This is a genomic window from Kitasatospora sp. NPDC114501, from assembly GCF_055633695.1.
The window spans coordinates 207,194-230,708 of record NZ_JBVKDS010000012.1; the positions used below are offsets into that span (position 1 = coordinate 207,194).

Consider the following 23,515-nt stretch of genomic DNA (forward strand, 5'->3'; position numbering starts at 1 on the left):
GATGAGCGTGAGCCTCGCCATCGTCTTCCCGGTCGTCCTGCTGCTCGTGCTGCTCGTCGTCCAGGCCGCGCTGTGGTGGTACGACCGCCAGGTCGCGCTCACCGCGGCCCGCGAGGGCGTGGACGCCGGACGGGTGCAGGGCAGCGCGACGGACGGCGAGAAGAACGAGGCGGCCCAGCGGCAGGCCCGCGACTTCCTCGACCGGCAGGGCGTGCACGGGTACACGGTGCGGACCGACGGCAGCACGGCGCAGACCGTCCGGGTCACCGTGCAGCTGTCCCCGCCGCTGCTGATACCCGGGCTCAGGGCGCCCGCCATCACCCAGTTCGCGGAGGCGCCGCGGGAGCACTTCGTACCGCCGGCGGTGAAGCCGTGAGCGGCGCTCGGCTCGGGTCGCGGCACCGGTCGCGACTCGATTTGAGGCTCGGGTCGCGGCTCAGGTTGCGGCGGCGGCGCCGACGGGACCGGGGCGGGATCGCGATCGAGGCGGCCATCGTCGTGCCGGGGGTGGTCGGACTGGTCCTGGTGGCCGTCGCCGCCGGGCGGGTGCAGACCACGGCCGGCACCGTGGAGGCCGCCGCCCGGGCCGCGGCCCGGACCGCCTCCCTGCAGCGCAGCGTGGACGGGATGGACCAGCCGGCCAGGGACTCCGCCCTCGCGATCCTGCGCCAGCAGGGCGTGTCCTGCCGGAACGGGGACGTGCGGGTCGGCAGGGGGGAGCTGAACCTGCCGGGCGGACCGGTCACCACCGTCACGGTCACGGTGGTCTGCGACGTCGAACTCGCCGACCTGTTGGGCGGACCGTCCGGCGTACCCGTGACGAAGCACCTCGTCGGCGAGTTCACCTCGGTGGTGGACCGTTACCGGGGCACCTGACGGCGCGCGGCGCCGTCGCCCGGAGGACGGGGGATTGGAGACGGCCCGTGCGGGGGAGACGCAAGCGGAGAGCGCTCGGGGGATGACACAGCGGCACCGAGGGACGCCCGGTGGGGCCGGTGGGGAGAGCAGCGTGCGAAGTGGGGGGAGGGGACGGGAGTGGTGAGCCCTCTGCGGCGACGGCTGTCGGCGCGCAGGTCCGACCGGGGCGCGGTGGCCCTCTTCGTGGCGATCTGCGCGGCCTACGTCGTGCTCGTCATCGCGCTGGTGATCGACGCGGGCGGCCGGCTGCGGGTCGCCGAGCGGACCGACGCCTACGCCCTGGAGGCCGCACGGGTCGGCGGCCAGCAGCTCGACCGGGCGGCCGTCCTGCAGGGCACGGGCTTCAAGGTCCAGGAGAAGTACGTCCGGGACGCCGCCGACGCCTACCTGGGCCTCTACGGCCTGCGGGCCGGCGGCATCGAGTTCTCCGGCGACGGCAGGGTCGTCACCGTCACCGTGCAGGCCGACTACCGCCCGGTCCTGCTGGGCGCCCTCGGGGAACGGAAGGTAACGGGCAAGGGCAGTGCGACCCTCGTCCACGGAGTCGAGAAAGCGGAGACCGACTGATGGCCGCGCCACGTGCCAAGGACCAGGCCCCTACCGCCCAGGCCCGTACCGGCCGGGCCGGGACGTCCCATCGCGCCGGCGGCGCCCGAGGGCCCGCCAACCCGGCGCCCCGACCACCCCGGGGGCGCGGCCGGGCCGTGATCACCGCGCTCGGCGCGCTGGTCACCCTGCTCGCCCTGCTGTTCGGCGTCCCCGCGCTGCTGCTGTACGGCACCGACGCGGTCGCCGGGATGGGCGGGATCGCCTCGGGCGGGGTGGGCGAGGCGCTCACCAGCCCGGACGACGGAAGCCTGTTCCTGTGGGCGCTGGTGGTGGTCGGCTGGCTCGCCTGGGCCTGCTTCGCGCTCTCCGTCCTGCTGGAGGTCCCCGCCCAGCTGCGCGGCCGGATCGCCCGCCGCATCCCGGCCTTCGGCTGGAGCCAGCGGCTCGCGGCCGGGCTGGTCGGCTCGGTGCTCGCCCTGCTGCCGGTGGCCGGATCGGCCTTCGCGGCCGTTCCCGAACTGGCCCAAAGCCCGGCCGTGCAGGCGCAGTTGACGCCGGGTGTGCAGCGCGCCGCGCTGCCCGCCGCGCCGGCCGCGCCCGTCCTGACCCCGGCCGCCGAGCAGCAGACCACCTACACGGTGCGGGACGCCCGTCCGGCCGACAGCCTCTGGTCCATCGCCGAGCGCCAACTCGGCTCGGGGGAACGCTGGGTGGAGATCGCCAAGCTCAACGAGGGCCGGGTGATGGGCGATTCGGGCGTCCGCTTCGACGCGGAGCGGCCGATCCAGCCCGGCTGGGAGCTGCTGATGCCGGCGGACGCCAAGCCGGACGAGGCGATGACTCCGGCGCCCGCCCCGGCCCCCTCGGGGGACGCGGCGCAGGGCGCGCCGCAGGGGGCGCCGCAGACCGGTTCCGAGCCCGGCGGGGCTGGTGGCGCGGGCGGTACCGGCGGTACGGGCGACGCGGGTGGTTCCGGCGGGCAGCGGACCGTCACCGTCCAGGCCGGGGACAGCCTGTCGGCCATCGCCCAGCGGGAGTTGGGCGACGGGGAGCAGTGGCCGCAGCTGTTCGAGGCGAACAAGGGGGTGCAGGCCCCGGACGGGGAGCGGCTGACGGACCCGGACGTGGTGGTGCCGGGGATGGTGCTCGCGGTGCCGGGGGCGGCGGGTGCCGCTCCGGCGCCGGCCGACCAGGCTCCCGCACCCGCACCCGCACCCGCGCCTGCGCCTGCGCCCGCCGACCAGGCTCCGGCTCCGGCGCCCGCTCCGGCCGATCAGGCTCCGGCGCCCGCTCCGGGTGCTCCCTCGCAGGGCGCACCGCAGTCGGCCCCGGCGCCCGCGCCCACCCGCGCGCCGGCCCACGTGCCCGCCCCCGCCGCGCACGCCGACCAGGCTCCCGGCGACGACTACACCGTCGCCCTCTCCGCCTCCACCGTCGGCGTGCTGCTCGCCGCCGTCATGGTCGGTACCGTCGCCCACAAGCGCGGCACCCAGCAGCGCGCCCGCCGCCCCCGGCACCGTATCGCGATGCCCGGCGCCGAGGCCGCCGCCTTCGAGAACGAGCTGATGGCCCGGCAGGACCAGGCCGGACTGGACCTGCTGGACCGGGCCCTGCGCACCCTGGCCCGCAACACCGTGCGAGGCGGCAAGCGGCTGCCCGCCATCGTCGCCGCCCGGATCACCCAGGGCCAGACCGTCGAACTGCACCTGTCCGGCCCGGCCACCCCGATCGCGCCGTTCCGCGCCGCGCACGCCGCCAACGTGTGGTGGTGCAGCGCCGACTCGGGCGACCTGCTCAGTCCCGCCCAGGCACGGAAGACCGCCGCGCCGTACCCCGCGCTGGTCACCCTCGGCACCTCGCCGGACGGCTCGGTGGTCCTCGCCGACCTGGAGGCCGTCCGGCTGCTCCACCTGTCCGGCCACCCGGACGACGCCCGAGACGTGCTGCGCACCCTCGCCGTCGAACTGGCCCACAGCCCGCTCGCCGACCGGCTCCACCTGCACCTGGTGGACCTCGCCGAGGAGGTGCCGATCAGCGGTCCGGCCGCCGAACGCGTGCACCGCCACCCCACCCTGGAGGCCGCGCTCGCCGCCCTCGGCCCGCGCACCGCCAAGGCCCGCGCCACCCTGGTCGCCGCCGAGGCCACCAGCCCGCGCGAGGCCCGCAGCCGGGGCCAGGCCGACGAGTCCTGGACGCCCGAGATCGTGCTCTGCGCCCACCAGCCCGGCGGGGACGTCCCGGCCGAGCTCGGACGCCTGCTCGACGCCCGGCCGCGCACCTGCGTCGCCGTCGTCACCCGCGCCCCCGAGCGCGGGACCGGCCCGGTCGCCCGCTGGACGCTGCCGACCTCCGGCCAGGCCGCGATCCCGGGCCTGCACCTGACGGTCGAGTTGCAGCGGCTCAGCGGGCAGCAGTACGACCAGGTCGCCGAACTGCTGCGGGTCGCCGACGACACCACCCAGCACCCGGCCCCGGCCTGGACGCTGGACGGGCCGGAGGACGACACCGACACCACCGAACTGCCCGCCGCCGTACCGGTGCTGGCCGCCGTCGGGGCTTCGGTCGCCGTCGGCGCCTCGGCCGTCGGTGCGTCGGCCGTCGGTGCGTCGGCCGGTGGCACGCCGGTCGGTGGTAGGCCGGTCGCCGGAGCCCTGACCGGAGGGGCGGAGGAGGGTGCGGAATCGGCAGCCGGCCCCCGGCTGCTCGCCCGGGTCATCGGCACCGGGGCCAGCCCCTTCGCGGGCACCGATCCGGTGACGCCTGCTCCGACTACCGCCGCCCTGCCGCCTTCGGCTTCGGCTTCGGCCTCGGCTCCGGTGCCCGCGCCGGCTCCGGTTCCGGCCGGTCCGGCGCGGTTCGTCGTCAACGGGCAGGGGCGGCAGGCGGCCACCGACGAGCCCACCCGGGACCTGCGGCGGCCTGGCCTGCCGGAGGGCGAGGACGACGGCGCGGACGAGTCGGGGGACGCCTCCTCGGAGTCCACGGCGACGGTCGTACTCGCCGTCCAGCCGGTCGTGCCGCAGCCTGTTGCGCCGCAGCCCGTCGTGGCGGAGCCGGTGGGGGAGGAGTCGGCGGGGTCGACGACGGTCGAGAAGGCGGAACCGTCCGTCGAGCCCGTCGCGGAGGCCGCTCCCGCGTCCGCCGGCGCCCTCGGGACCGGGCCGGCCGGGGCCGCGGAGGCCGTCGGGACCGAGGGTTCCACCCGAACCGCGAAGACTGCGGAGACCGCGGACGCCGTCGCTGTGGAGGAGCCAGAGCCCGTCGTCGAGCCCGGCCCCGCCGCGGTCGCCCCGGTCACCTCGGGCACCCGGACCGCGACCGGGCGCAGCGACAGCGACGACCTGCTCGCCATCCTCCGCTCCCCGGAGGCGCACGCCCAGCGCAACGCCCCCCGGATCCGGCTGCTCGGCCCGGTCGACGTCGCGGGGGTCCTCGGCACCGCCGATCCCGGCGCGCTGCCCCGGCTCACCGAGCTGGCCGTCTACCTGGCGCTGAGGCCAGGTTCCGACCACCTCGCGCTCGACCACGACCTGCACCCCGGCGCCGCGCACCTCGACCCGCACCCCACCTCGGCGGACGCCAAGAGTCCGCTGCCCGCCAAACTCGCCGATCTGGCCGCCTGGTTCGGTACCTCGGCCGAGGGCCGGGCCTTCCTGCCCACCGAGGGCACCGAGGGCTACTCCTTCGCCCCGGCGGTCACCTGCGACTGGGACGAGTTCCGCAGCCTCTACCGGCGCGGCATGCGCAGCACCAGTGCCACCGCCGACGCGGCCCTCGCCCACGCCCTGGCCCTGGTGCGCGGCGCGCCGTTCGCCGAGGCCCCGCCGGCCTCGTACGGCTGGGCGGAGGCCGAGCGGCAGGACATGATCGCGGCGATCGTCGACACGGCCCACGAATTGGCCGCCCGCCGCCTGCAGTACGGCGACCACCGCAGCGCCGAGGCCGCCGTCTTCCGCGGCCTCGCCGTCGCCCCGGACGTCGAACTGCTGCACCGGGACCTCTTCTACGCCTACGCCTCGGCCGGCGCCCGGGACCAACTCCTGCGCGCCGTCAACCGCTTGGACGCGCTCAGCCGGCGCACCGGCCGGGACCTGGACGCGGACACGGTCGCCCTGCTGCGGGACCTGCTCGCGGGCTCCTGACGCGGATCGGCGACGGCCCCGCCGCTCCCATGGGGGTGGCCGGGCCGTCGCGTCGACGGGCTGAGTCGACGGGCTGAGGGGATGACGGGACCGGCGGGCTGACGCGGTTGGCAAGGGCGGCGGGACTGGTGGGTCCGGTGGGGTTGTCGGGCCGGTGGCGGATGTGGCGGTCGTGGGGGCGTTCCGTACGGATGCGGTCGGCGGGTCGGGTGGCTGCCGGGCGCTGGACGGCGGGTGCCGGGTGGCGGGGTGCGGTGGCCGGTCAGACCGTTCGCAGCCAGGCCTCCAGGGCGGTGAAGTCCGCCTCGGTGAGCCCCCGTCGGGGGTCCACCCGGTGGAGCAGGGCGCGGGCGGGGGAGTGGGCGGCGACCCAGCGGCGGTCGACGTCGGAGATCTCGTCGTCCACCCAGGCGAACGGGCGCCCGCCTGCCCATTCGACCAGTGTTCGGGTCTTCCAGTGCAGACCGTGCGGCTCGGCTCCCACGCTTGTGGTGTCCGGGGCGTACGGGGTGTCCCGGGTGTCCACCGGCCAGTCCACGACGGGTAGTCGGGGCAGGCCGAGCCAGGGCGCGAGGCACTCGTTGGCGTCCTCCAGCCAGGTGGTGGCCCACACCGGCTCGGCCGGCAGGCTCAGCAGCCGAGGCCCCAACTCCGGGTCCGATCGGGCGATCAGGGGATTCCCGCCCGGTGCCGCTCCGGGTGGAAGGTACGGGCTGCGGAAGGTGGGGTAGCCGCCCGGAGGCGGGTCGCCGAACGGGATCAGCGGGCCGTCCACGTCCAGGAACAGCAAGGGGCGGCCGGTGTCGGTCACAGCGGCACCTTAGCGGGCCGGGCGGAGCGGGTGGGGCGCGTGGGGCGCCGATCGGCCACCCGGCCTGGAACGGGTGAGCCGGGATCTCGTAGGGTGGCGCGCACGGAGTGTGGTGGCAGGCACCACGCAGTCAAGGGCATCAGACGCCGCGGGAGCGGCGGGGCGGGGCGGTGACCAGGAGATGACGGAGACGACAGCGGTTTCCGGAGGTCCCGACCCGGCGGCGGACTCGGGTCCCTGGGACGCCGTACCGCCGCCCCCGCGCCTCCCGGCCGAGGAGCACCCGCCCGGGCCCGCCGCGCTGTACGAGCCGCCGCCGGCGCCTCCGGCCGCTCCCGCTCCCGTGCCGGGTGTCGCTTCCGTGTCGAGTGCCGCGCCGGCTTCCGGGTCGGGCGCGCAAGGGGGAGCGCAGGGCGGCATGCCGCCGGTCGGGCAGGCGCCCACGTCGCCGCCCGCGCCCCCGGTCGCGCCGCCCGTTCCTCCCACCGGATGGACCCTCACCGGGCTGCCCGCCGCCGGGGCCGCGTCCGCGGCCACCCCGCCACCGTTCCCGGTCCAGAGCGCGGCGCCGGCCGCCTCCGTGGTCGGAGCGGGCGGGCTCGGTGCCGCGCCGCGCGGACGGATCCTGGTGATCGAGGGCGGGTACGGCAACTCCGGCCGCCGTACCTGGGGCCGTGGCGGACCGACCCAGGCGCCGGTCCTTTCGGCGATGCTCGCCGCCGTCTCGCCGCAGGTGCTGCTCGCCGCGGAGGCGGTGGACGCCGTCCACCTCCCCGGTGCCGGTGACCCGCACACCGTCCTCGCCCACCTGCGCGCCGCGTCCCGGCACCCCGGACCGCTGCTGATCCACCTGGGCGGCCACGTCGTCGCCGACAAGCGCGGCGGGCAGCTCCAGCTGACCCTGCGCGACGCCAAGCAGGACGGCCTCCCCTGGCAGGCCGTCGCCGCCGAGCTGAGCCACCGTCCGGCCGAGTGGCAGACCCTCGTCATCGCCGACCTGAGCGCCGACCAGAACGCCTGGCCGTACCTCCAGGGCACCGTCTCGCCGCTCAGCGAGGGCATCCCGCTGTGGGCGGTGGTCAGCCCGGACCCGGAGCAGATCGGCACCTTCACCCGCGCCCTGATCGAGGCGCTGCACGGCGGCCGGCCCGGTGCGGGCGAGGTGCTCGCGCCCGAGCAGCTGCGGCAGCAGGTGTACTCGGTGCTGCGGCCGGACGTGGTCATCCTGGCCACGCACGCCCCGGACCGCCCGGTCTTCCGCAACACCGCCCGTCGCGGCGAGGGACTGCCGACCGAGGTGCCGCCTCCGGTGCCGCCGCTGCCGCGTACGACGGAGCCACGGGACGCCGTCCCCGAGCGGCCGGTGCCGGACCCGGCCGGGGTGCCCGTGTGGTCCTCCGAGGCCGCCGGGACCGCCGGGTCCTCGGTGACCACGGGCGGTCCGGTCAGCCTGGTCAAGCCGGGTGTGCCGCCCACTCCGCCGCGTCCGACCCGCCCGGTCAGCCTCGTGAAGGCGGGCGGCACCGTCGAGGCGCAGGGCGTGATCCTGCGCAAGCCCGCCCCGGCCGACGCCGTGCCCGAGGACAGCGCGCGCCCGGCGGGCGTCACGCTCCTCAAGTCGCGGCCGGCGCCGGCGGACGACGCCCTCGCCGAGCCCGAACTCCCGCAGGAGGAGGCCGTGGTGGCCGCCGAAGCCGAGGTGGAGGCGGCGGCCCTGGCTGCCGAGGAGGCGGTCGAGGCGGCGAGCGAGGACGCGCCCGAGGAGGTCGTGGAGGAGGGGCCGGAGGCTGTGGAGGTTCCCGAGGTCGCGGAGGAGGCCACGGACGCGGTCCCGGTGGAGGACGTGCCGGCGGACGAGGTGCCCGCCGAGGAGCCGACCGGCGAGGCGACTCCCGCCGAGGAGTCGCCGACCGACGAACGGCCGACCGACGAGGCACCGGCCACCGAGGCACCGGCCACCGAGGACCCGGCGGCCGAGGAGCCCGCCGACGTCGTTCCGGCCGACGAGACGCCTGCTGACGAGGTGCCTGCCGACGAGGTGCCGACCGATGCCGTGTCGCAGGGTGAACTCCCGGCCGACGAGGCGCCCACCGACGCGTCGCCCGCGCCGACCGACGCCCCGACCGGCACCTCCGCCGAGCCACCGGCCGATGAGGCCGCTGCGGCCGGTCGGCCCCGGGCGGACTACCGCGAGGTCATCGGACGGATCGTCCGCAGCGCCGAGGCCGGGGACCACGCCGCTGCCACCGACCTGGCCTTCGCCCTCGAGCTGGAGGCGATCGCCGAGCACGGGGCCGTCTCCGAGCCGGTGTTGCAGGTCCGGCAGGTCCGGGCGCACGTCTGCCGGCTCGCGGGCCGGTCGGCCGAGGCCGCGGACATCTACCGTGAGGTCGCGCTGACGCTGCTCCGCTCGCAGGGCCCGGACCACCCGGAGACCCAGCGGGCGGCCACCAACGCCGAGGCCTGCTGGCGCGCGATCGGCGATCGCGCGGAGGCCATCCGGATCGCCCCCGAGATCATCGAGCTGCGCGCCTACCTCCCGGGCCCCGACGGCCGCAAGCTCCGCGCCGCCGAGCGCTACCTCGCCCAGCTGGCCGCCACCAGTTGACCGCCGACAGCTGACCGTTGACGGCCGGCGGCTGACGGCTGACGGTCGGACGCGAACAGCAGACGGCGAACAGCTGACAGCAGACAGAAAACAGCGAACAGCTGACAGATTTCGAAATCTGTCAGCTGTTCGCTGTTAGCGGTTACCTGTCACCCACGATTCGGCGACCCGCCGCCCCGGCGGCCCGCCCGTCTCAGCGACCGGCGACCGCGTGCACGAACTTCGCCCCGTCGATGGTGCCCAGGCCACTGGCGAGGTCGTAGCCCTCGGTGGCGTTGTAGCCGGTGACACCTTCCCAGCTGTTGTCACCCTGCTTCACGTCCACGATGCCGCTCCACTTGCCGGGCAGCAGGTTCAGCCCGTACAGGCGCCAGTTGAGCTGGCCGAGGCGGTGGCCGGCGAGCTGGTCGGCGAGCGCGACGACGCCCGAGAACAGCGGGGTGGCCTCGCTGGTGCCGCCGGTGAGGTGCCAGCCGACCGAGGTCGGGTCGTAGGACTCGTAGGTCCAGGCGGCGCCGTCCACGGCCGCGCTCATGCTGATGTCCGGGGTGCCGCGGTGGTTGCCGGTGACGTTGGCGACGCCGGCCTGGTACCACGGGCGCTCGAAGACGCCCGAGACGCCACCGCCGCCGGCGCCGGACTTGTCGTGCCACACCTTGTCGGGGGCGCTGCGGTTGCCGGCGTCGTCCAGGGTGAGCTGGGTGCCGCCGATGGAGGTGACCAGCGGGTCCGAGGACGGCCAGGAGTTGACCTTGTACGGGTACAGGTCGGTGCCGTTCTCCTTGGCGTCGGTGGCGCCGTTGTCGCCGGAGGCGGCGAGCACGGTCACGTTGTGGTCGGCGGCGGCCTGGAAGGCGTACCGCAGGTCGGTGAGCGACTTGAAGTCGCCCTTGTCGAAGCCCGGGAAGGTGTTCTCGGTGGCGCCGAAGCTCTGCGAGATGACGTCGGCCCGGCCCTGCTTGATGAGGCTCTTCTCGGCGTCCATCATCTCGGGCAGGCCGGTGGTGCCCTCGGTCTCGGCGACGCCGGTCTCGACCAGGATGATGTGCGCGTCGGGGGCGACCGCGTGGGCGTACTCGACGTCCAGGGTGGTCTCGCCGGCCCAGCCGGTGTGGTCGGGGTTCTTCGGGTCGAAGTCGGGGACGTTGCCCCACTTGACCACCTCGACGTTGGTGTCCGGGATGCCCCACTGCTTGTCGAAGACCTCCAGGTCGTGCTGGATGGTCGGCGAGCCGAAGGAGTCGACGATGACGATCGTGCGGCCCTTGCCGGTGATGCCCTCCTGGTACAGCGGGTCCAGGTTGTAGGCGGTCCGGTACTGGAGCGGCGAGTAGCAGTGGATGCCGAGCTGGCTGACGCACTGGGCCGTGCTCAACGGGGCGACGCGGCCCTGGGCGTTGTGGTGCCCGAAGGAGGCGGGGCGGACGTGGACGCCCGCGAGGTCGTGCGCGGGGGCGGCGATCGCGGTGCCGGCGGCCGGAACGGCGACGGTGCCGGCCGTGAGGGCGGTGGCCCCCACGGCGAGCAGGGCCAGGGCGCGGCGGAGGGTGGCGGGGCTGCCCATGGGGCTCCTTGGGGCGCAGGGCCCGACCTGGTTCGGTCGGGTCGGTCCGGCCATCCCATCGAGAGCCGCATGATCATGCCATAGTCATTTGGTGGGGTCACATGATCATGGTTATGGTCAGGCTCGGCCACGCGAAAAGGTAAAGGTCGTCCCAGGGGAAGGTAACCGCCCACCTGGGACGACCTGCTGACGATGTGTCAGGGAAATGTCTAGCGGGCCCCGCCGTTGACGTACAGTGTCTGCCCGCTGACGTAGGACGCCTCCTCGCTGGCCAGGAAGACGACGACCGAGGCGACCTCCTCCGGCTGCCCGACCCGGCGCAGCGGCGTCCGGGCGGCGACCTCGGCCTGGTGCTCCTCGGCGCTGCTGCCGACCCGCTCGGCGGTGGCCGCGGTCATCGCGGTGGCGATGTACCCGGGCGCGACGGCGTTGACGTTGATGTTGAACGGCCCGAGCTCGATCGCCAGGGTCGCGGTGAGGCCCTGGATGCCGGCCTTCGCGGCCGCATAGTTGGCCTGGCCCCGGTTGCCGAGGGCGGAGCGCGAGCTGAGTGAGACGATCTTCCCGTACTTCTGCGCCACCATGTACTTCTGTGCCACGTGGCTGCAGTTGTACGCGCTGGTCAGGTTGACCGTCAGCACCGCGTCCCAGTCGGACTTCGGCATCCTGAAGAACAGGTTGTCCCGGGTGATCCCGGCGTTGTTGACCAGGATGTGCACCCCGCCGAGGTCCGTCGAGACCTGCGCGAACACCGCCTCCACGGCGTCGTAGTCGGCCACGTCGCAGCCGTACGCCCGGGCGGTGCCGCCCTTGGCGGTGATCTCGGCGACCGTCCCGGCCGCCCGCTCGGCGGTGAGGTCGACGACGGCGACCGCCGCACCCTCCTCGGCCAGCAGACGGGCGGTGGCCGCCCCGATTCCCTGCGCCGCGCCGGTCACCACGGCGACCTTCCCCGCGAACCGCTTCATGTGAACTCCTTGGAAAAAGTTTGGATCAACTGGCGACGGGGCGAGCGGCGGATCACAGCCGACAGCCGACAGCGAACAGATGACGGATGACAGATAACAGCTGACAGATTTCATCATCTGTTATCTGTTCGTCGTCCGCTGTCACCCGTCACCGTCGCCCGCCGGTGGTCAGAGGTTCTCGACCAGCACGGCCGCACCCTGCCCCACACCCACGCACATGGTGGCCAGACCGCGCCGGGCGCCGGTACGGCGCATCCGGTGCAGCAGGGTGGTGAGGATGCGGGCACCGGAGCCGCCCAGGGGGTGGCCGAGCGCGATCGCGCCGCCGCTGGGGTTGACCACCTCCTCGGCCTGCTCCGGGCTGAACCCGATGCCGTCGGCGGAGGCGAGCGCCTGGGCGGCGAAGGCCTCGTTCAGCTCGGCGGTGTCCAGGTCGGCGAGCGACCAGCCGGCCCGTGCGAGCACCTTCGCCGTGGCCGGCACCGGGCCGATGCCCATGACGTCCGGGTGCACCCCCGCCGAGGCGCCGGCCACGTACCGGCCGAGCGGCTGGAGCCCGAGGTCGCGCAGCGCCTCCTCGCTGACCAGGAGCAGCCCGGCCGCGCCGTCGTTCATCGGCGAGGCGTTCCCGGCGGTGACGGTGCCCCCGGGCCGGAACACCGGCTTGAGGCCGGCGAGCTTCGCCAGGCTGGTGTCCTCGCGGATGCCCTCGTCCAGGCTCACCGTCACCCCGTCCGGCCGCTCGACCGTGACGAGTTCGGCGTCGAAGTGCCCGTCCTTGCGGGCGGCGCCGGCCCGCTGGTGGCTGCGCAGCGCGAAGGCGTCCTGGCGCTCGCGGCCGATGCCGTACCGGGTGGCCACCTCCTCGGCGGTCTCGCCCATGCTGAGCACGCCGTGCAGTTCGGCCATCCGCGGGTTGGTGAGCCGCCAGCCGAGCCGGGTGTCGAAGGTCTCCATCCGGTGCGGCAGCGCCTCGTCGGGGCGGGGCAGGACGAAGGGGGCGCGGGTCATCGACTCGCAGCCGCCGGCCAGGACCACCTCCGCCTCGCCGGAGCCGATGGCCCGGGCGGCCAGGGTGACGGCCTCCAGGCCGGAGGCGCAGAGCCGGTTGACGGTGGCCCCGGGGACGGTCTCCGGCAGGCCGGCCAGCAGCACGGCCATCCGGGCGGCGTTGCGGTTGTCCTCACCGGCCTGGTTGGCGGCGCCCCAGTAGACGTCGTCGATCCGGGCCGGGTCGAGCGCGGGTACGTCGGCGAGCAGGGCGCGCAGCACGGTGGCCGAGAGGTCGTCCGGGCGGACCGTGGCGAGCGCACCGCGCAGCCGGCCGATGGGTGTGCGGCGGGCGGCGGCGAAGTAGACGGGACGCACGTCGTCGGGCTCCTTGTCGGGTGGCGGGGCCGGGCGTGCTCGTGGCGGGGTCAGAAGGCGCTGACGCCGGTGAGGGCACGTCCGATGAGCAGTTGGTGGATCTGGCTGGTGCCCTCGTAGAGGGTCATCACCCGCGCGTCGCGCAGGTACTTGCCGACCGGGTACTCGTCGATGAACCCGTAGCCGCCGAAGACCTGGAGCGCGTTGTTGGCGGCCCGGACGGCGGCCTCGCTGGCGTACAGCTTGGCGACGGAGGACTCGGTGGCGAACGGCAGGCCGCGCTCGATGTGGTCGGCGACCTTCCAGGTGAGCAGCCGGGCCGCCTCGACGTCCACGGCGATGCCGGCCAGCAGCTCCTGGACGAGCTGGTGCGAGGCGATCGGCTTGCCGAACTGCTCGCGCTCGCCCGCGTAGCGGACGGCGGCCTCCAGGCAGGCGCGGGCGATGCCGACGCAGCCGGCCGCCACCGACATCCGGCCCTTGGCCAGCGCGGCCATCGCCACCGTGAACCCCTTGCCGACCTCGCCGAGCCGGGCGCTGTCCGGCACCCGGACGTCCTCGAAGGAGAGCCCGGCGGTGGCCTGGCCGCGCAGGCCGAGCTTGCCGTGGATCTCGGTGCGGGTGAAGCCGGGCAGGTCGGTGGGCACGAGGAAGGCGGTGATGCCCCGGTGGCCCCGCTGGTCGGGCTCGTCGCCGCCGGTGCGGGCGAAGACCAGGGCGACGTCGGCCCAGGTGCCGTTGGTGATGAACGTCTTGGCGCCGCTGATCAGCCAGTCGTCGCCGTCCCGGACGGCCCGGGTGGTGAGGTTGGCGGCGTCGGAGCCGGTGCCCGGCTCGGTGAGCGCGAAGCAGGCGAGCGCCTGGCCCGAGGTGAGCCGGGGCAGCCAGTGCCTCTTCTGCTCCTCGGTGCCGAAGGCGTTGACCGACTTGCCGACCAGGCCGAGCGAGACCGAGACGATCCCGCGCACGGCCGAGTCGCCGCGCCCGAGCTCCTCCAGGACGAGGCAGTACGCGAGGTGGTCGCCGCCGCTGCCGCCGTACTCCTCCGGGATGGTCAGCCCGAGGAAGCCGACCTTCGCCAGCTTGCCGATGATCGCGCGGTCGACGGACTCGGCGCGGTCCCACTCGGCGGCGTACGGCACGATCTCGCGGTCGGCGAAGGAGGCGGCGAGGTCCCGGACGGCGCTCTGCTCCTCGGACAACTCCAGGTTCACGGCGGCTCCCGAATCCGGTGTCCGGGCCCGGCGTCGGATCCGGGCCCGTTAAACTAGCGCTGCAAGTTTTATGGGGGGACTGTAGCCCCGCCCGGCCCGCGCTGGGAAGGGGCACCTGCCAGAATCGGTCGCCAGCACACCCGACCGGAGGAACCGGAGGCACCCGCCGCGATGGCCCGTCCACGCACCCCGCTGCTCAGCCGCGAGCGCATCGTCGCCGCCGCGCTGCGACTGATCGACGACGAGGGACTGGACGCCCTGTCCACCCGCCGCCTCGCCACCGAGCTGTCGGTCAGCGGGCCCTCGCTCTACAACCACTTCGCCACCAAGGACGACCTGTTGGACGCGGTGGTGGACAGCGTCATCGGCGAAGTGGACCTGTCGATGTTCGGGACCGCCGGGCCTCCCTGGCCGCAGGCGCTGCGCGACTGGGCCCGCTCCTACCGCGCCGCGCTGGCCGCCCACCCCAACATCGTCCCGGTACTGGCCCAGGGCCCCGGGCGGCGGCCGAACGCGCTGCGGCTGGCCGACGCGGTCTTCGGCCACCTGGTCGAGTCCGGCTGGCCGCGCGGCCAGGCGACCAGGATCGGCGCGCTGATGCGCTACTTCGTCACCGGCTCGGCGCTCGCCTCCTTCGCGGCCGGGTTCCCGGCGGACGCCGAGGTCTACGACGCGGCCGACTACCCGCACCTCGGCGAGGCGCACCGGCTGGCCGGTCACCGGGGAGCGGTGGACGAGGGCGCGTTCGAGACCGGGCTGGAGGCGCTGCTGGACGGGCTCGCCCTGCGCTACGCCCGACTCGCCGAGCGGCCGTGAAGCGCCGCCCGGCGGCCCTGGCCGGCCGAAACGCCCTGCCCGGCTGACCCGCCGCAACGCTCTGACCCGCCGAACCGCCCCGGCCCGCCGACCCTCCCCGGCCCGCCGGAATTCTCTGCGGAAACGATTCGGCCCCCGCACCCGCGCGCTGGTCGCGCCGGAGTGCGGGGGCCGGGAAGTCCGACGGGCGGATCAGCCCATGTCCTCCAGCCGGACGCCCTTGGTCTCCTTCATGAACTTCGCCACGAAGAGGATGGACAGCGCCGCGAAGGCGGCGTAGATCAGGTAGGTCGCCGACAGGTTCCAGTGCGACATGGACGGGAACGAGACGGTGATCGCCCAGTTCGCGATCCACTGCGCGGAGGCGGCGACGGAGAGCGCGGCGGCGCGGATCCGGTTCGGGAACATCTCGCCGAGCATCACCCAGACGACCACGCCCCAGGAGAGCGCGAAGAACAGCACGAAGGCGTTGGCGGCGACCAGCGCGACGGTGCCCTGGAAGTCGGGCAGGGTGAGGTTGTCCCCGCTGCCGGTGGCCGAGGAGAAGGCCCAGCCCGCGGTGCCGAGCGCGACCGCCATGCCGGCCGAGCCGATCAGGGCGAGCGGCTTGCGGCCGATCCGGTCGACCAGCACGATCGCGATCACCGTGCCGAGGATGTTGATCACCGAGCCGACGAAGCTGATCAGCAGCGAGTTGCTCTGGTCGATGCCGACCGACTGCCACAGGATCGACGAGTAGTAGAAGATCACGTTGATGCCGACCAGCTGCTGGAAGACCGACAGGCCGATGCCGACCCAGACGATCGGGAGCAGGCCGAACCGGCCGCCGAGCAGGTCGCGGAAGCGCGGGCGGTGGTCGGAGGCGATGAGCGACTGGATCTCGGCGATCCGGGTGTCGGCGTCCACGCCCTCGGCCTCGACCTCGGCGAGCACCTTGCGGGCGTCGTCCAGGCGCTCGGCCTGGATCAGGTAGCGCGGGGACTCGGGGATGACCGAGGAGAGCACGAAGTAGACCGCGGCCGGGATGACGCAGATGCCGAGCATCCACTGCCAGGCCTCCAGGCCGAGCAGGTGGCCGCGGGTCTCACCGCCGGCCGCCTGCGCCAGCACCCAGTTGACCAGCTGGGATATCGCGATTCCGAGGACGATCGCGGCCTGCTGGAAGGAGGCCAGCCGGCCCCGGTACTTGGTGGGCGCGACCTCGGCGATGTAGGTCGGGGCGATCACCGACGCGATGCCGATGGCCGCGCCGCCGAGGACGCGCCACAGGGCGAGGTCCCAGGCGGAGAACGGCAGCATCGAGCCGACCGCGCTGACCGCGAACAGCAGCGCGCCCGCCTTCATGACCTTGATGCGGCCGTACCGGTCCGCGAACCGTCCGGCCAACGCGGCCCCGATCGCCGACCCCAGCAGGGCCGAGGAGACGATCAGGCCGGTCACGCCGCTGCCGACGCCGAACTTCTCCTGGATCCCGGAGACGGCTCCGTTGATCACGGAGCTGTCATAGCCGAACAGGAAGCCGCCGAGGGCCGCTGCCGCGGTGATGAAGACGACGAAGCCGAGGCGGCCGGGCGCGGGGGCCTCGACCGCCCCGGAGGGCTTCTGGGTGACGCTCACGATCTGACTCCTGGTACTCAACGCTGAGCTCGGTAGCCGAGATCGTAACCCCTATTCGTTTAAGTCTTGTACACCTGGACCCTCAATTTTCGCTCTGAGAATTCGTAAGGTGAACAAGCAAATTGGGGCCCCGGGTCTGTCGGCCAGGCTGCCCGGGTTTGCCGGCGAAGCCCTCCGGCCCCGCCGGTCCAAGTGGGCCCGGGCCTGCCGTCCAGGCCGCCCGGGCCCACCGGTCAGGCGGGTGAGGCGAGCGAGAGCCCGAACCGGCCCTCCGGATCGGTCCACCAGTGGCTCAGCCGCAGCCCGGCGGACGTCAGTTCCCCGGCCACCCGCTCCCGGCGGAACTTGGCCGACACCTCGGTGCGCAGCTCCTCTCCCCGGGCGAAGTGCACCGGCAGGTCCAGGGCCGGGATCTTCACGGTCTGCGAGCGCAGCGAGCGCAGCCGCATCTCGATCCACTCCTGCTCGGTGTCCCAGTGCGCGACGTGCTCGAAGGCGTCCGGGTCGAAGTCGGCGCCCAGTTCGCGGTTGAGCACGTTCAGCACGTTCCGGTTGAACTCGGCGGTCACCCCGGCGGAGTCGTCGTAGGCGGCGACCAGCACCGCCGGGTCCTTGACCAGGTCGGTGCCGAGCAGCAGGAAGTCGCCCGGGTCGAGGGCGGCGCGCAGGCGGCGCAGGAAGGCCGCGCGCTCCTGCGGCAGCAGGTTGCCGAGGGTGCCGCCGAGGAAGGCGACCAGGCGCGGGCCGCCCTCCGGGGGCAGGCCCAGCCGGGCGGTGAAGTCGGCGAGCACGCCGTGCACCGCGAGCCCGGGGTACTCGGCGGCGAGCGCGGACCCGGCCGCGGTCAGCGCGCTCTCGCTGACGTCCACCGGGACGTAGGTGTCCAGGGTGCCGAGCCCGCGCAGGGCGTCCAGCAGCAGCCGGGTCTTCTCGGAGGAGCCGGAGCCCAGTTCGACCAGTGTGCGGGCCCCGGTGGCGGCGGCGATCTCGCCGGCCCGGGCGGTCAGGATGGCCCGCTCCGCGCGGGTCGGGTAGTACTCCGGCAGCCGGGTGATCTCCTCGAACAGCTCGCTGCCCCGCGCGTCGTAGAACCACTTCGGCGGCAGCCACTTGGGCTGTGAGGTCAGGCCGTGCTGCACGTCGTGGCGCAGCGCGGTGCTGAAGTGGTCGGCGGGCAGCAGTCGGGTGAGATCAAATGTGTCCATGACAGGGTGGTTCCTCTGTTCAGAAGATGAAGGGAGGGTGGGGGTCAGTTACGGCCGGGGAGGCGGCTCACGCTGACGCCGCGCGAGTCCACCAGCAGCAGCGAGCCGTCCGGGACGGTCGTCCAGCCCGGCGCGTCGTCGTACGGCTCGGAGGCCACCACCGTGCCGAGGCCCGGCAGGGCGCGGTGGTACAGGGTGTCGCCCCAGGTGGTCGCGGCGATCGCGGTGCCGTCGGTGAGCAGCAGGTTGAGCCGGCCGGTGGTGTGTGCGGCGACGTCCGTGACAGTGCCCGCCAGTGCCTCGCCCAGCCCGGCGCCGGCCCGCAGCCGGTGCAGGGCGAGCGCCCACAGCAGCGCCGAGTCGGTGCGCGCCTCCAGCCCCAGCAGCTCGGCCGGGGGCAGCAGGGCGGCCAGGGCGTCCAGCTTGCCCGGCCAGCCGGCCACCGCGCCGTTGTGGCTGAACAGCCAGCGCTCGGCGGCGAACGGCGCGGCCGCGCCCTCACCCGGCGCGCAGCCCTCGGTGGCGGAGCGGACGGCCGCCAGCAGCGCCCGGGTGCGGACCACCCGGGCGAGGTCGGCGAAGGTCTCGTCCGCCCAGATCGGCCCGGTCCGGCGGTAGCGGGCGGGCACCTCGTCCCCGTCCGCGTACCAGCCGAGGCCGAAGCCGTCCACGTTCACCGTGCCGTACTGCTGGACCCGGGGCGCCCAGGACTGCCGGTACAGCCCGGACGGCGGGTGCACCAGCAGCTCCCTCGGCGCCAGCGGCTCGCCCAGGTAGGCGATGTGGCGACACATCAGGCCGCCTCCAGGTCGCGTGCGGTGCGGAAGCCGGCGAAGATCTGCCGCCGGACCGGGTAGTCCCAGTTGCGGAAGGTGCCTCGGCAGGCGACCGGTGCCACCGCGAAGCAGCCGCCGCGCAGCACCTTGTACTCGGGGCCGAAGAACACCTCCGAGTACTCCCGGTACGGCCAGGCCCGGAAGCCCGGGTAGGGGCGGAAGTCGCTGGCCGTCCACTCCCAGACGTCGCCGATCAACTGCCGGGCTCCGTAAGGGGACTGGCCCTTCGGGTAGCTGCCCGCGCCGGCCGGGCGCAGGTGGCGCTGGCCGAGGTTGGCGTGCTCGGGGCCGGGCGGCCCGTCGCCCCAGGGGTAGCGGCGGGAGCGGCCGGTGGCCGGGTCGTGCCGGGCCGCCTTCTCCCACTCGGCCTCGGTCGGCAGCCGTCGACCGGCCCACCGGGCGTACGCGTCGGCCTCGTACCAACTGACGTGCAGCACCGGCTCGTTCGGATCGACGGGGGCCACCGAGCCGAAGCGCCGGCGGAGCCACTGGCCGTCCTGGTGGCGCCAGAACAGCGGGGCCGTCAGGTCGGCGCGGCGGCGGTGCTCCCAGCCCTCCGGCGTCCACCAGCGCGGGTCGTCGTAGCCGCCGTCCGCGATGAAGCGCTGGTAGGCGGCGTTGGTGACCGGGGTGGTGTCCAGCAGGAAGGCCGGCAGGTCGACGGTGTGCGCCGGACGCTCGTTGTCCAGTGCCCACGGCTCGGTGTCCGTACCCATGGTGAACGGGCCTGCCGGGATGAGGACTTCGGTGGGCAGGGTGGCCGCGTCGGCGGGTACGGGCGGCGGCGGGGGAGCGGCCAGGGCGGGCTCGCCCTGGCGTAGCTGGTGGGTGATCAGCATCGTCTCGTCGTGCTGCTGCTCGTGCTGGGCGATCATCCCGAAGGCGAACCCGGCCTCCAGCAGCGGCGCGCCCTCCAGCGGGCTGGCGGCCAGCAGGTCCAGCACCCGGCCGCGCACCTCGTGGGCGTAGGCGCGGGCCTCGGCGGGCGGCAGCAGCGGCAGACTGGGACGCTCGGCGCGGGGGTGCTCGAAGGCGTCGTACAGCGGGTCGATCTCGGGATGCATCGGGTCGCGGCCGCCGACGTTGCGCAGCAGCCAGAGCTCCTCCTGGTTGCCGATGTGCGCGAGGTCCCAGACCAGCGGGGACATCAGCGGGGAGTGCTGGGCGGTGAGGTCACCGTCCCCGACGCAGTCGGTCAGCGCGGCGGTCCGGGCGCGGGCGGCCAGCAGCTCGGTGGCGATGCTCTCCCGCAGCGCCTCGGTGCCGAGGGCTCCGATGTCGCCGATGGCGGTGATGGCGGTGATGGCGCTGATGGGGCCGAGCGCGGTGGTGTCGCCCGCGGCGCCGGTACCCGGGCCGGTGTCGGTGCCGGTGCCGGGCGCGGCGGTGGATCCGGTGCCCCCGCGGGGTCGGACGTCGGTCATGGTGCGGCCTCCTCCGGGGGAGTGCGTCGGATGCCGGAGCGCAGGGCGTCCAGCTGGTCGTCGGCCGGGCAGCGGCCGCGCGCGGGGTAGCGCTCGGCGAACTCGGCGACGGTGGCGCGCAGCCCTCCGGCACCGGGCAGGCGGCCCAGGGCGGCGTCGGCGGCGGCGAAGCAGCCCAGGGCGGCCCGGCGCAGCTCGGGGTCGGCCATCGCCAGGGTGGCGGCGCGGCGCCAGGCCTCGCTGCGCGGTGGGCGCGGGCCGTCCGCCGCGTGTGATCGGTCGAGGGCGTCGAGCGGTTCCAGGGCGGCCAGCGCGGCGTCGGCGGCCACCGGGTCGTCCAGCAGTGCCGTGACCAGTGCGGCGACCACCACCCAGCCGTCCCCGGGCTGGGCGTCGATCATCCGCAGCTCCAGATGGCCGTGCGGGCGCACCGGCGGGAAGAGCGTGGTGCAGTGGTAGGCCAAGTCGTCCAGCGTGGGCGGGCGTTCGCCCGCACCGCGGATCCAGTCGCGGAAGGTCAGCCCGGCCGGGGCCGTCCACGGCAGGCCCTCGGGCCTTCGTACGCACAGCACTTGGGCGTCCAGCACGTACTGTGCCCAGGCCTCGCGCGGGTCGCCGTGGTCCGGTTGCGGGGCGAGCGTGCGGGTCGGGTCCATCCGGGACCAGACGGTCTGCCGGGTGGAGCGGTGGCCGGTCGGACTTCCGTCCAGGATCGGCGAGTTGGCGAAGGCCGCGACCAGTACCGGGCCCAGCCGGTGGGCCAGTCGCCAGCGTCGCTCCACCGCGTGCGGGCCGCGCGCTTCACCGGCGTCCAGGCACACCTGCACCGACGCGGTACCGGTCATCATGATCCGGCCCCAGGGCCCGGCGGAGTCGAAGAAGCGCTCCATCGCGCGGTACCGGGGGTGGTCCAGCACCATCCGTCGGGGGCGGGCCAGTGGGTCCGTCCCGGCGCCGGTGAGTCGCAGGCCCTGCGCCGCGAAGGCGGCCCGCAGGGCGGTCAGATCGCGTCGGGTGTCCTCGACGCAGGCCAGGAGGCCGGCGGCGGGCGGGGAGCTGAGCTCGACCTGTCCGCCGGGTTCGAGCGTGAGGCGCGAACCGGAGGGGAGCGAAGTGCCGTCCGGGCCGCCGAGGGGCAGCGACTCCAGTGCGGCGTGGAGCAGTTCGGGCCGTACGGGCCGGGAGGGACATCGATCGTCATGGACGAACCACTCGACCTCCACTCCCACCAGGCGGGGCGGTCCGATCTTGAAGCAGACGCCCGACACGTGGCTGCGCGCCCCCGATTCGGTCAACGGGGTCACCCCCGACGGGGGCGGTGGCGTGCTCTGCCGGTCGGGCGGAGTGGTGCGGGATACCGGTATCACCGGACTCACCATCCTCGGGATCACGATTGCGGCCCGGTCTACCTTGCCCAGTTTGCTACGGAGCATGCGGGGGCGCCCCGCAAAAATCGCGTGAACGTCCGTCTTCGCAGGTCAGGGGTGTGGCGAACGGGTGAAGACGGGGTTTGCCGGGCGCCCGGCGGGCGGGGTGCGGGCCGGCGCCGACCGGGGCATGTGCCGGGGTCACAGGCGCTCGAGCCGCTCCAGGACGGTCGCCAGCACCGGCCCCGGCAGGGCGTAGTTCAGGCGCAGCGACCCCTCGCCGCCGGGGCCGAAGTCGGCGCCGTCGGAGGCCTCCAGGCCGCAGCGCTCCAGCAGTGCCCGGCGGGCGTCGGCGGGCGGCAGGCCGAGGGCGGCGGTGTCCAGCCAGAGCAGGTAGGAGGCCCGCGGGGCACCGCGGACGGCCGGGCCGAGCCGGTCGGTCAATCGGGTGCGGGCGGCGGACAGATGGGCGAGCAGCGCGTCCAGCCAGGGACCGCCCTCGCGCAGCGCGGCCCGCTGCACGGTCTGCTCCAGCAGGCCGCCCTCCCAGAGGCCGTAGCCGGCCAGCGCCTCGGCGAACCGGGAGCGCAGTGCGGAATCCGGGACGAGGGCGAAACTGCTGGGAATTCCGGAGCAGTTGAAGGTCTTGCCGACGGAGTTGAGGGTGACGACGAGGTGCCGGTGCGCGGGGTCGGCGGTGGTGACGGCGACGGGGTGGGCGCGGCCGGGGTGGGTGAGGTCGCCGTGCACCTCGTCGGAGACCAGCAGCGCGCCGCTCTCGGCCGCCCAGGCGGCGAGCCCGCGCACCGCGCCGGCCGGCCACACCGTGCCGGAGGGGTTGTGCGGGTTGCTCAGCAGGACGGCGCCGGCGGGCCGAGGGAGCGGGCCGCGCGGGAGCCGGTAGCCGTCCGGGCCCAGGGGCAGCGGCAGTTCGCGGTACGGGAGGCCGGCGGCGCGGCAGAGCTGGGCGAAGCCGCCCCACTCGGGGGCGGGGAAGAGGACGGGGGCCTGCGGCCGGACGGTCTCCAGCAGCACGCGCAGTGCGGTGCGCGGGCCGCAGGGCAGCAGCAGGACCCAGTCCGGGTCCACCACGGCGCCGTGTCGGATGCGGTACCAGTCGGCCACCAGCGTGCGGCCGGCCGGGTCGCACGCGGTGTAGCCGTACGCGCGGTGGCGGGCGCGCCGCTCCAGCGCCTCGGCGACGGCGGGCGGGCCGGGCAGGTCCATGTCGGCGAGGCCCATCGGGATCACCCCGGGCGTGCCCGCGCGGGCCCACTTGCTGCTGCCGGTGCCGGTGCGGTCGAAGGGGGCGTCGAAGCCGAAGTCAGGGGCGGCGGCGGGCGCGGGGGAGCCGGGAACAGCTGACAGAGTTTGAAATCTGTCAGCTGTTCGCTGAAAGCTGTCGTCTGTCATCTGTTATCTGTCCGCCGTCACCTGTCGCCTGCCGTCCGAGCCCCCGCCGACTTCGTCGCCCCGCCCCGCCAGGTACGCCGCGAGCCCCCGCCGCCCCCGGCGCATCATCACCGCGTGGTTGGCCCGGAACAGCGGGTGCAGCGGCAGGGCGAGCCGGCGCAGTAGGGGCCTGCCGGGCCGGGCGTCCTCCTCGAACAGCACCCGGCTGCCCGCGCCGCGCGGCCCGTCCGGCGTCACGGTGCACCGCGTCCACCCGCTCAGGTCACCCCGCATGGTCACCTCCAGCACTCCGGCGGCCGGGTCGCGCCGGCTCGGCGCCAGGCCGACCACCAGCCGGTACGGCAGCAGCGCCCGCAGCACCACGTCCCCGGCGTCCTCGCCGGTCGGCCGCACCTCGCGCACCTCCGGCCACCACAACGGATAGCTCCGCACGTCCTCCAGTGCTGCGTACACGACGGATGTCGGAGCCGCGAGCCGCCAGACGTCCCGGAATCGGTAGTGGTTGGGGTCCACGGCCCCAGCCTAGTCCGGCCCCGGTCGGGCCTGGGGGCGAACGCCGTTGGACCGTTGCCGAGTTGGTCCGCGGCGCGGGCCCGGCCTGGAGGTGAACGTTCCGCGAACACCTTGCCGCCAGGAAGGGCGCACTCCGCTTGCACCCGTTCGGGGTGCGGAGGAGGATCTTGTGTGCTTGTAGT

General features: G+C 74.7%; 18 protein-coding genes. 6 read left to right on the forward strand and 12 right to left on the reverse strand.

Translation table 11 applies throughout. From position 1 onward, the window contains the following. Window position 1 precedes the first annotated feature (1 nt). The 4 genes from ACZ7RU_RS23385 to ACZ7RU_RS23400 all read left to right on the forward strand — a co-directional run bounded on the left by ACZ7RU_RS23385 (window position 2) and on the right by ACZ7RU_RS23400 (window position 5,609). The gene (locus tag ACZ7RU_RS23385) at window positions 2-376 is read left to right on the forward strand and encodes a TadE/TadG family type IV pilus assembly protein (RefSeq protein ID WP_470342876.1); all 375 of its coding nucleotides are present in this window, start codon (window positions 2-4) and stop codon (window positions 374-376) included. A gap of 122 nt (window positions 377-498) precedes the next feature. Continuing rightward, the gene (locus tag ACZ7RU_RS23390) at window positions 499-876 is read left to right on the forward strand and encodes a pilus assembly protein (protein ID WP_470342877.1); all 378 of its coding nucleotides are present in this window, start codon (window positions 499-501) and stop codon (window positions 874-876) included. A 159-nt stretch (window positions 877-1,035) separates the two neighbouring features. Continuing rightward, window positions 1,036-1,485 (forward strand): hypothetical protein, encoded by a 450-nt coding sequence (locus ACZ7RU_RS23395; protein ID WP_470342878.1) that lies wholly within the window; start codon window positions 1,036-1,038, stop codon window positions 1,483-1,485. Then, window positions 1,485-5,609, forward strand: coding sequence for a LysM peptidoglycan-binding domain-containing protein (locus ACZ7RU_RS23400; protein WP_470342879.1), 4,125 nt, complete (start codon window positions 1,485-1,487; stop codon window positions 5,607-5,609). The genes ACZ7RU_RS23395 and ACZ7RU_RS23400 overlap by 1 nt, the downstream gene beginning before the upstream one ends. A gap of 262 nt (window positions 5,610-5,871) precedes the next feature. Here the strand turns inward: ACZ7RU_RS23400 and ACZ7RU_RS23405 are convergent, their stop codons facing one another. Next, window positions 5,872-6,420, reverse strand: coding sequence for an HAD domain-containing protein (locus ACZ7RU_RS23405; RefSeq protein WP_470342880.1), 549 nt, complete (start codon window positions 6,418-6,420; stop codon window positions 5,872-5,874). Window positions 6,421-6,838: 418 nt separating this feature from the next. On the opposite strand from ACZ7RU_RS23405, the gene ACZ7RU_RS23410 reads away from it, so the two are divergent. Next, on the forward strand, window positions 6,839-9,028 hold the full coding sequence (locus ACZ7RU_RS23410) for a hypothetical protein (protein ID WP_470342881.1): 2,190 nt from the start codon (window positions 6,839-6,841) through the stop codon (window positions 9,026-9,028). A 193-nt stretch (window positions 9,029-9,221) separates the two neighbouring features. Here ACZ7RU_RS23410 and ACZ7RU_RS23415 read toward each other — a convergent pair whose 3' ends face one another. The 4 genes from ACZ7RU_RS23415 to ACZ7RU_RS23430 all read right to left on the reverse strand — a co-directional run bounded on the left by ACZ7RU_RS23415 (window position 9,222) and on the right by ACZ7RU_RS23430 (window position 14,142). After that, window positions 9,222-10,592, reverse strand: a complete 1,371-nt coding sequence (locus ACZ7RU_RS23415) for a S53 family peptidase (RefSeq protein WP_470342882.1) — start codon at window positions 10,590-10,592, stop codon at window positions 9,222-9,224. Window positions 10,593-10,801: 209 nt separating this feature from the next. Next, window positions 10,802-11,560 carry a 3-oxoacyl-ACP reductase FabG gene (gene fabG, locus ACZ7RU_RS23420; RefSeq protein ID WP_470342883.1) on the reverse strand — a complete coding sequence of 253 codons (759 nt, stop codon included), beginning with the start codon at window positions 11,558-11,560 and terminating at the stop codon, window positions 10,802-10,804. A 168-nt stretch (window positions 11,561-11,728) separates the two neighbouring features. Beyond that, window positions 11,729-12,928, reverse strand: coding sequence for a thiolase family protein (locus ACZ7RU_RS23425; protein ID WP_470342884.1), 1,200 nt, complete (start codon window positions 12,926-12,928; stop codon window positions 11,729-11,731). A gap of 50 nt (window positions 12,929-12,978) precedes the next feature. Next, window positions 12,979-14,142, reverse strand: coding sequence for an acyl-CoA dehydrogenase family protein (locus tag ACZ7RU_RS23430; protein WP_470342885.1), 1,164 nt, complete (start codon window positions 14,140-14,142; stop codon window positions 12,979-12,981). A 171-nt stretch (window positions 14,143-14,313) separates the two neighbouring features. Between ACZ7RU_RS23430 and ACZ7RU_RS23435 the strand changes: the two genes are divergently transcribed. Continuing rightward, window positions 14,314-14,958, forward strand: coding sequence for a TetR/AcrR family transcriptional regulator (locus ACZ7RU_RS23435; RefSeq protein WP_470342886.1), 645 nt, complete (start codon window positions 14,314-14,316; stop codon window positions 14,956-14,958). Between the two features lie 192 nt (window positions 14,959-15,150). Here ACZ7RU_RS23435 and ACZ7RU_RS23440 read toward each other — a convergent pair whose 3' ends face one another. The 7 genes from ACZ7RU_RS23440 to ACZ7RU_RS23470 form a co-directional block, all read right to left on the reverse strand. Continuing rightward, window positions 15,151-16,578, reverse strand: coding sequence for a sugar porter family MFS transporter (locus tag ACZ7RU_RS23440; RefSeq protein ID WP_470342974.1), 1,428 nt, complete (start codon window positions 16,576-16,578; stop codon window positions 15,151-15,153). A 230-nt stretch (window positions 16,579-16,808) separates the two neighbouring features. Beyond that, complete coding sequence (egtD, locus tag ACZ7RU_RS23445; protein ID WP_470342887.1) at window positions 16,809-17,780, reverse strand: L-histidine N(alpha)-methyltransferase; 972 nt, start codon at window positions 17,778-17,780, stop codon at window positions 16,809-16,811. A 44-nt stretch (window positions 17,781-17,824) separates the two neighbouring features. Continuing rightward, window positions 17,825-18,574, reverse strand: a complete 750-nt coding sequence (gene egtC / locus ACZ7RU_RS23450; RefSeq protein ID WP_470342888.1) for an ergothioneine biosynthesis protein EgtC — start codon at window positions 18,572-18,574, stop codon at window positions 17,825-17,827. Beyond that, window positions 18,574-20,040, reverse strand: a complete 1,467-nt coding sequence (gene egtB / locus ACZ7RU_RS23455; RefSeq protein WP_470342889.1) for an ergothioneine biosynthesis protein EgtB — start codon at window positions 20,038-20,040, stop codon at window positions 18,574-18,576. Before egtB ends, egtC begins: the two co-directional genes overlap by 1 nt. After that, complete coding sequence (gene egtA, locus ACZ7RU_RS23460) at window positions 20,037-21,344, reverse strand: ergothioneine biosynthesis glutamate--cysteine ligase EgtA (RefSeq protein ID WP_470342975.1); 1,308 nt, start codon at window positions 21,342-21,344, stop codon at window positions 20,037-20,039. Before egtA ends, egtB begins: the two co-directional genes overlap by 4 nt. A gap of 264 nt (window positions 21,345-21,608) precedes the next feature. Continuing rightward, a complete protein-coding gene (locus tag ACZ7RU_RS23465) occupies window positions 21,609-22,820 on the reverse strand; it encodes a MalY/PatB family protein (RefSeq protein ID WP_470342890.1) in 1,212 nt (403 codons plus the stop codon). 3 nt (window positions 22,821-22,823) lie between these two features. After that, window positions 22,824-23,333, reverse strand: a complete 510-nt coding sequence (locus tag ACZ7RU_RS23470) for an SRPBCC family protein (RefSeq protein WP_470342891.1) — start codon at window positions 23,331-23,333, stop codon at window positions 22,824-22,826. Between the last annotated feature and the right edge of the window lie 182 nt (window positions 23,334-23,515).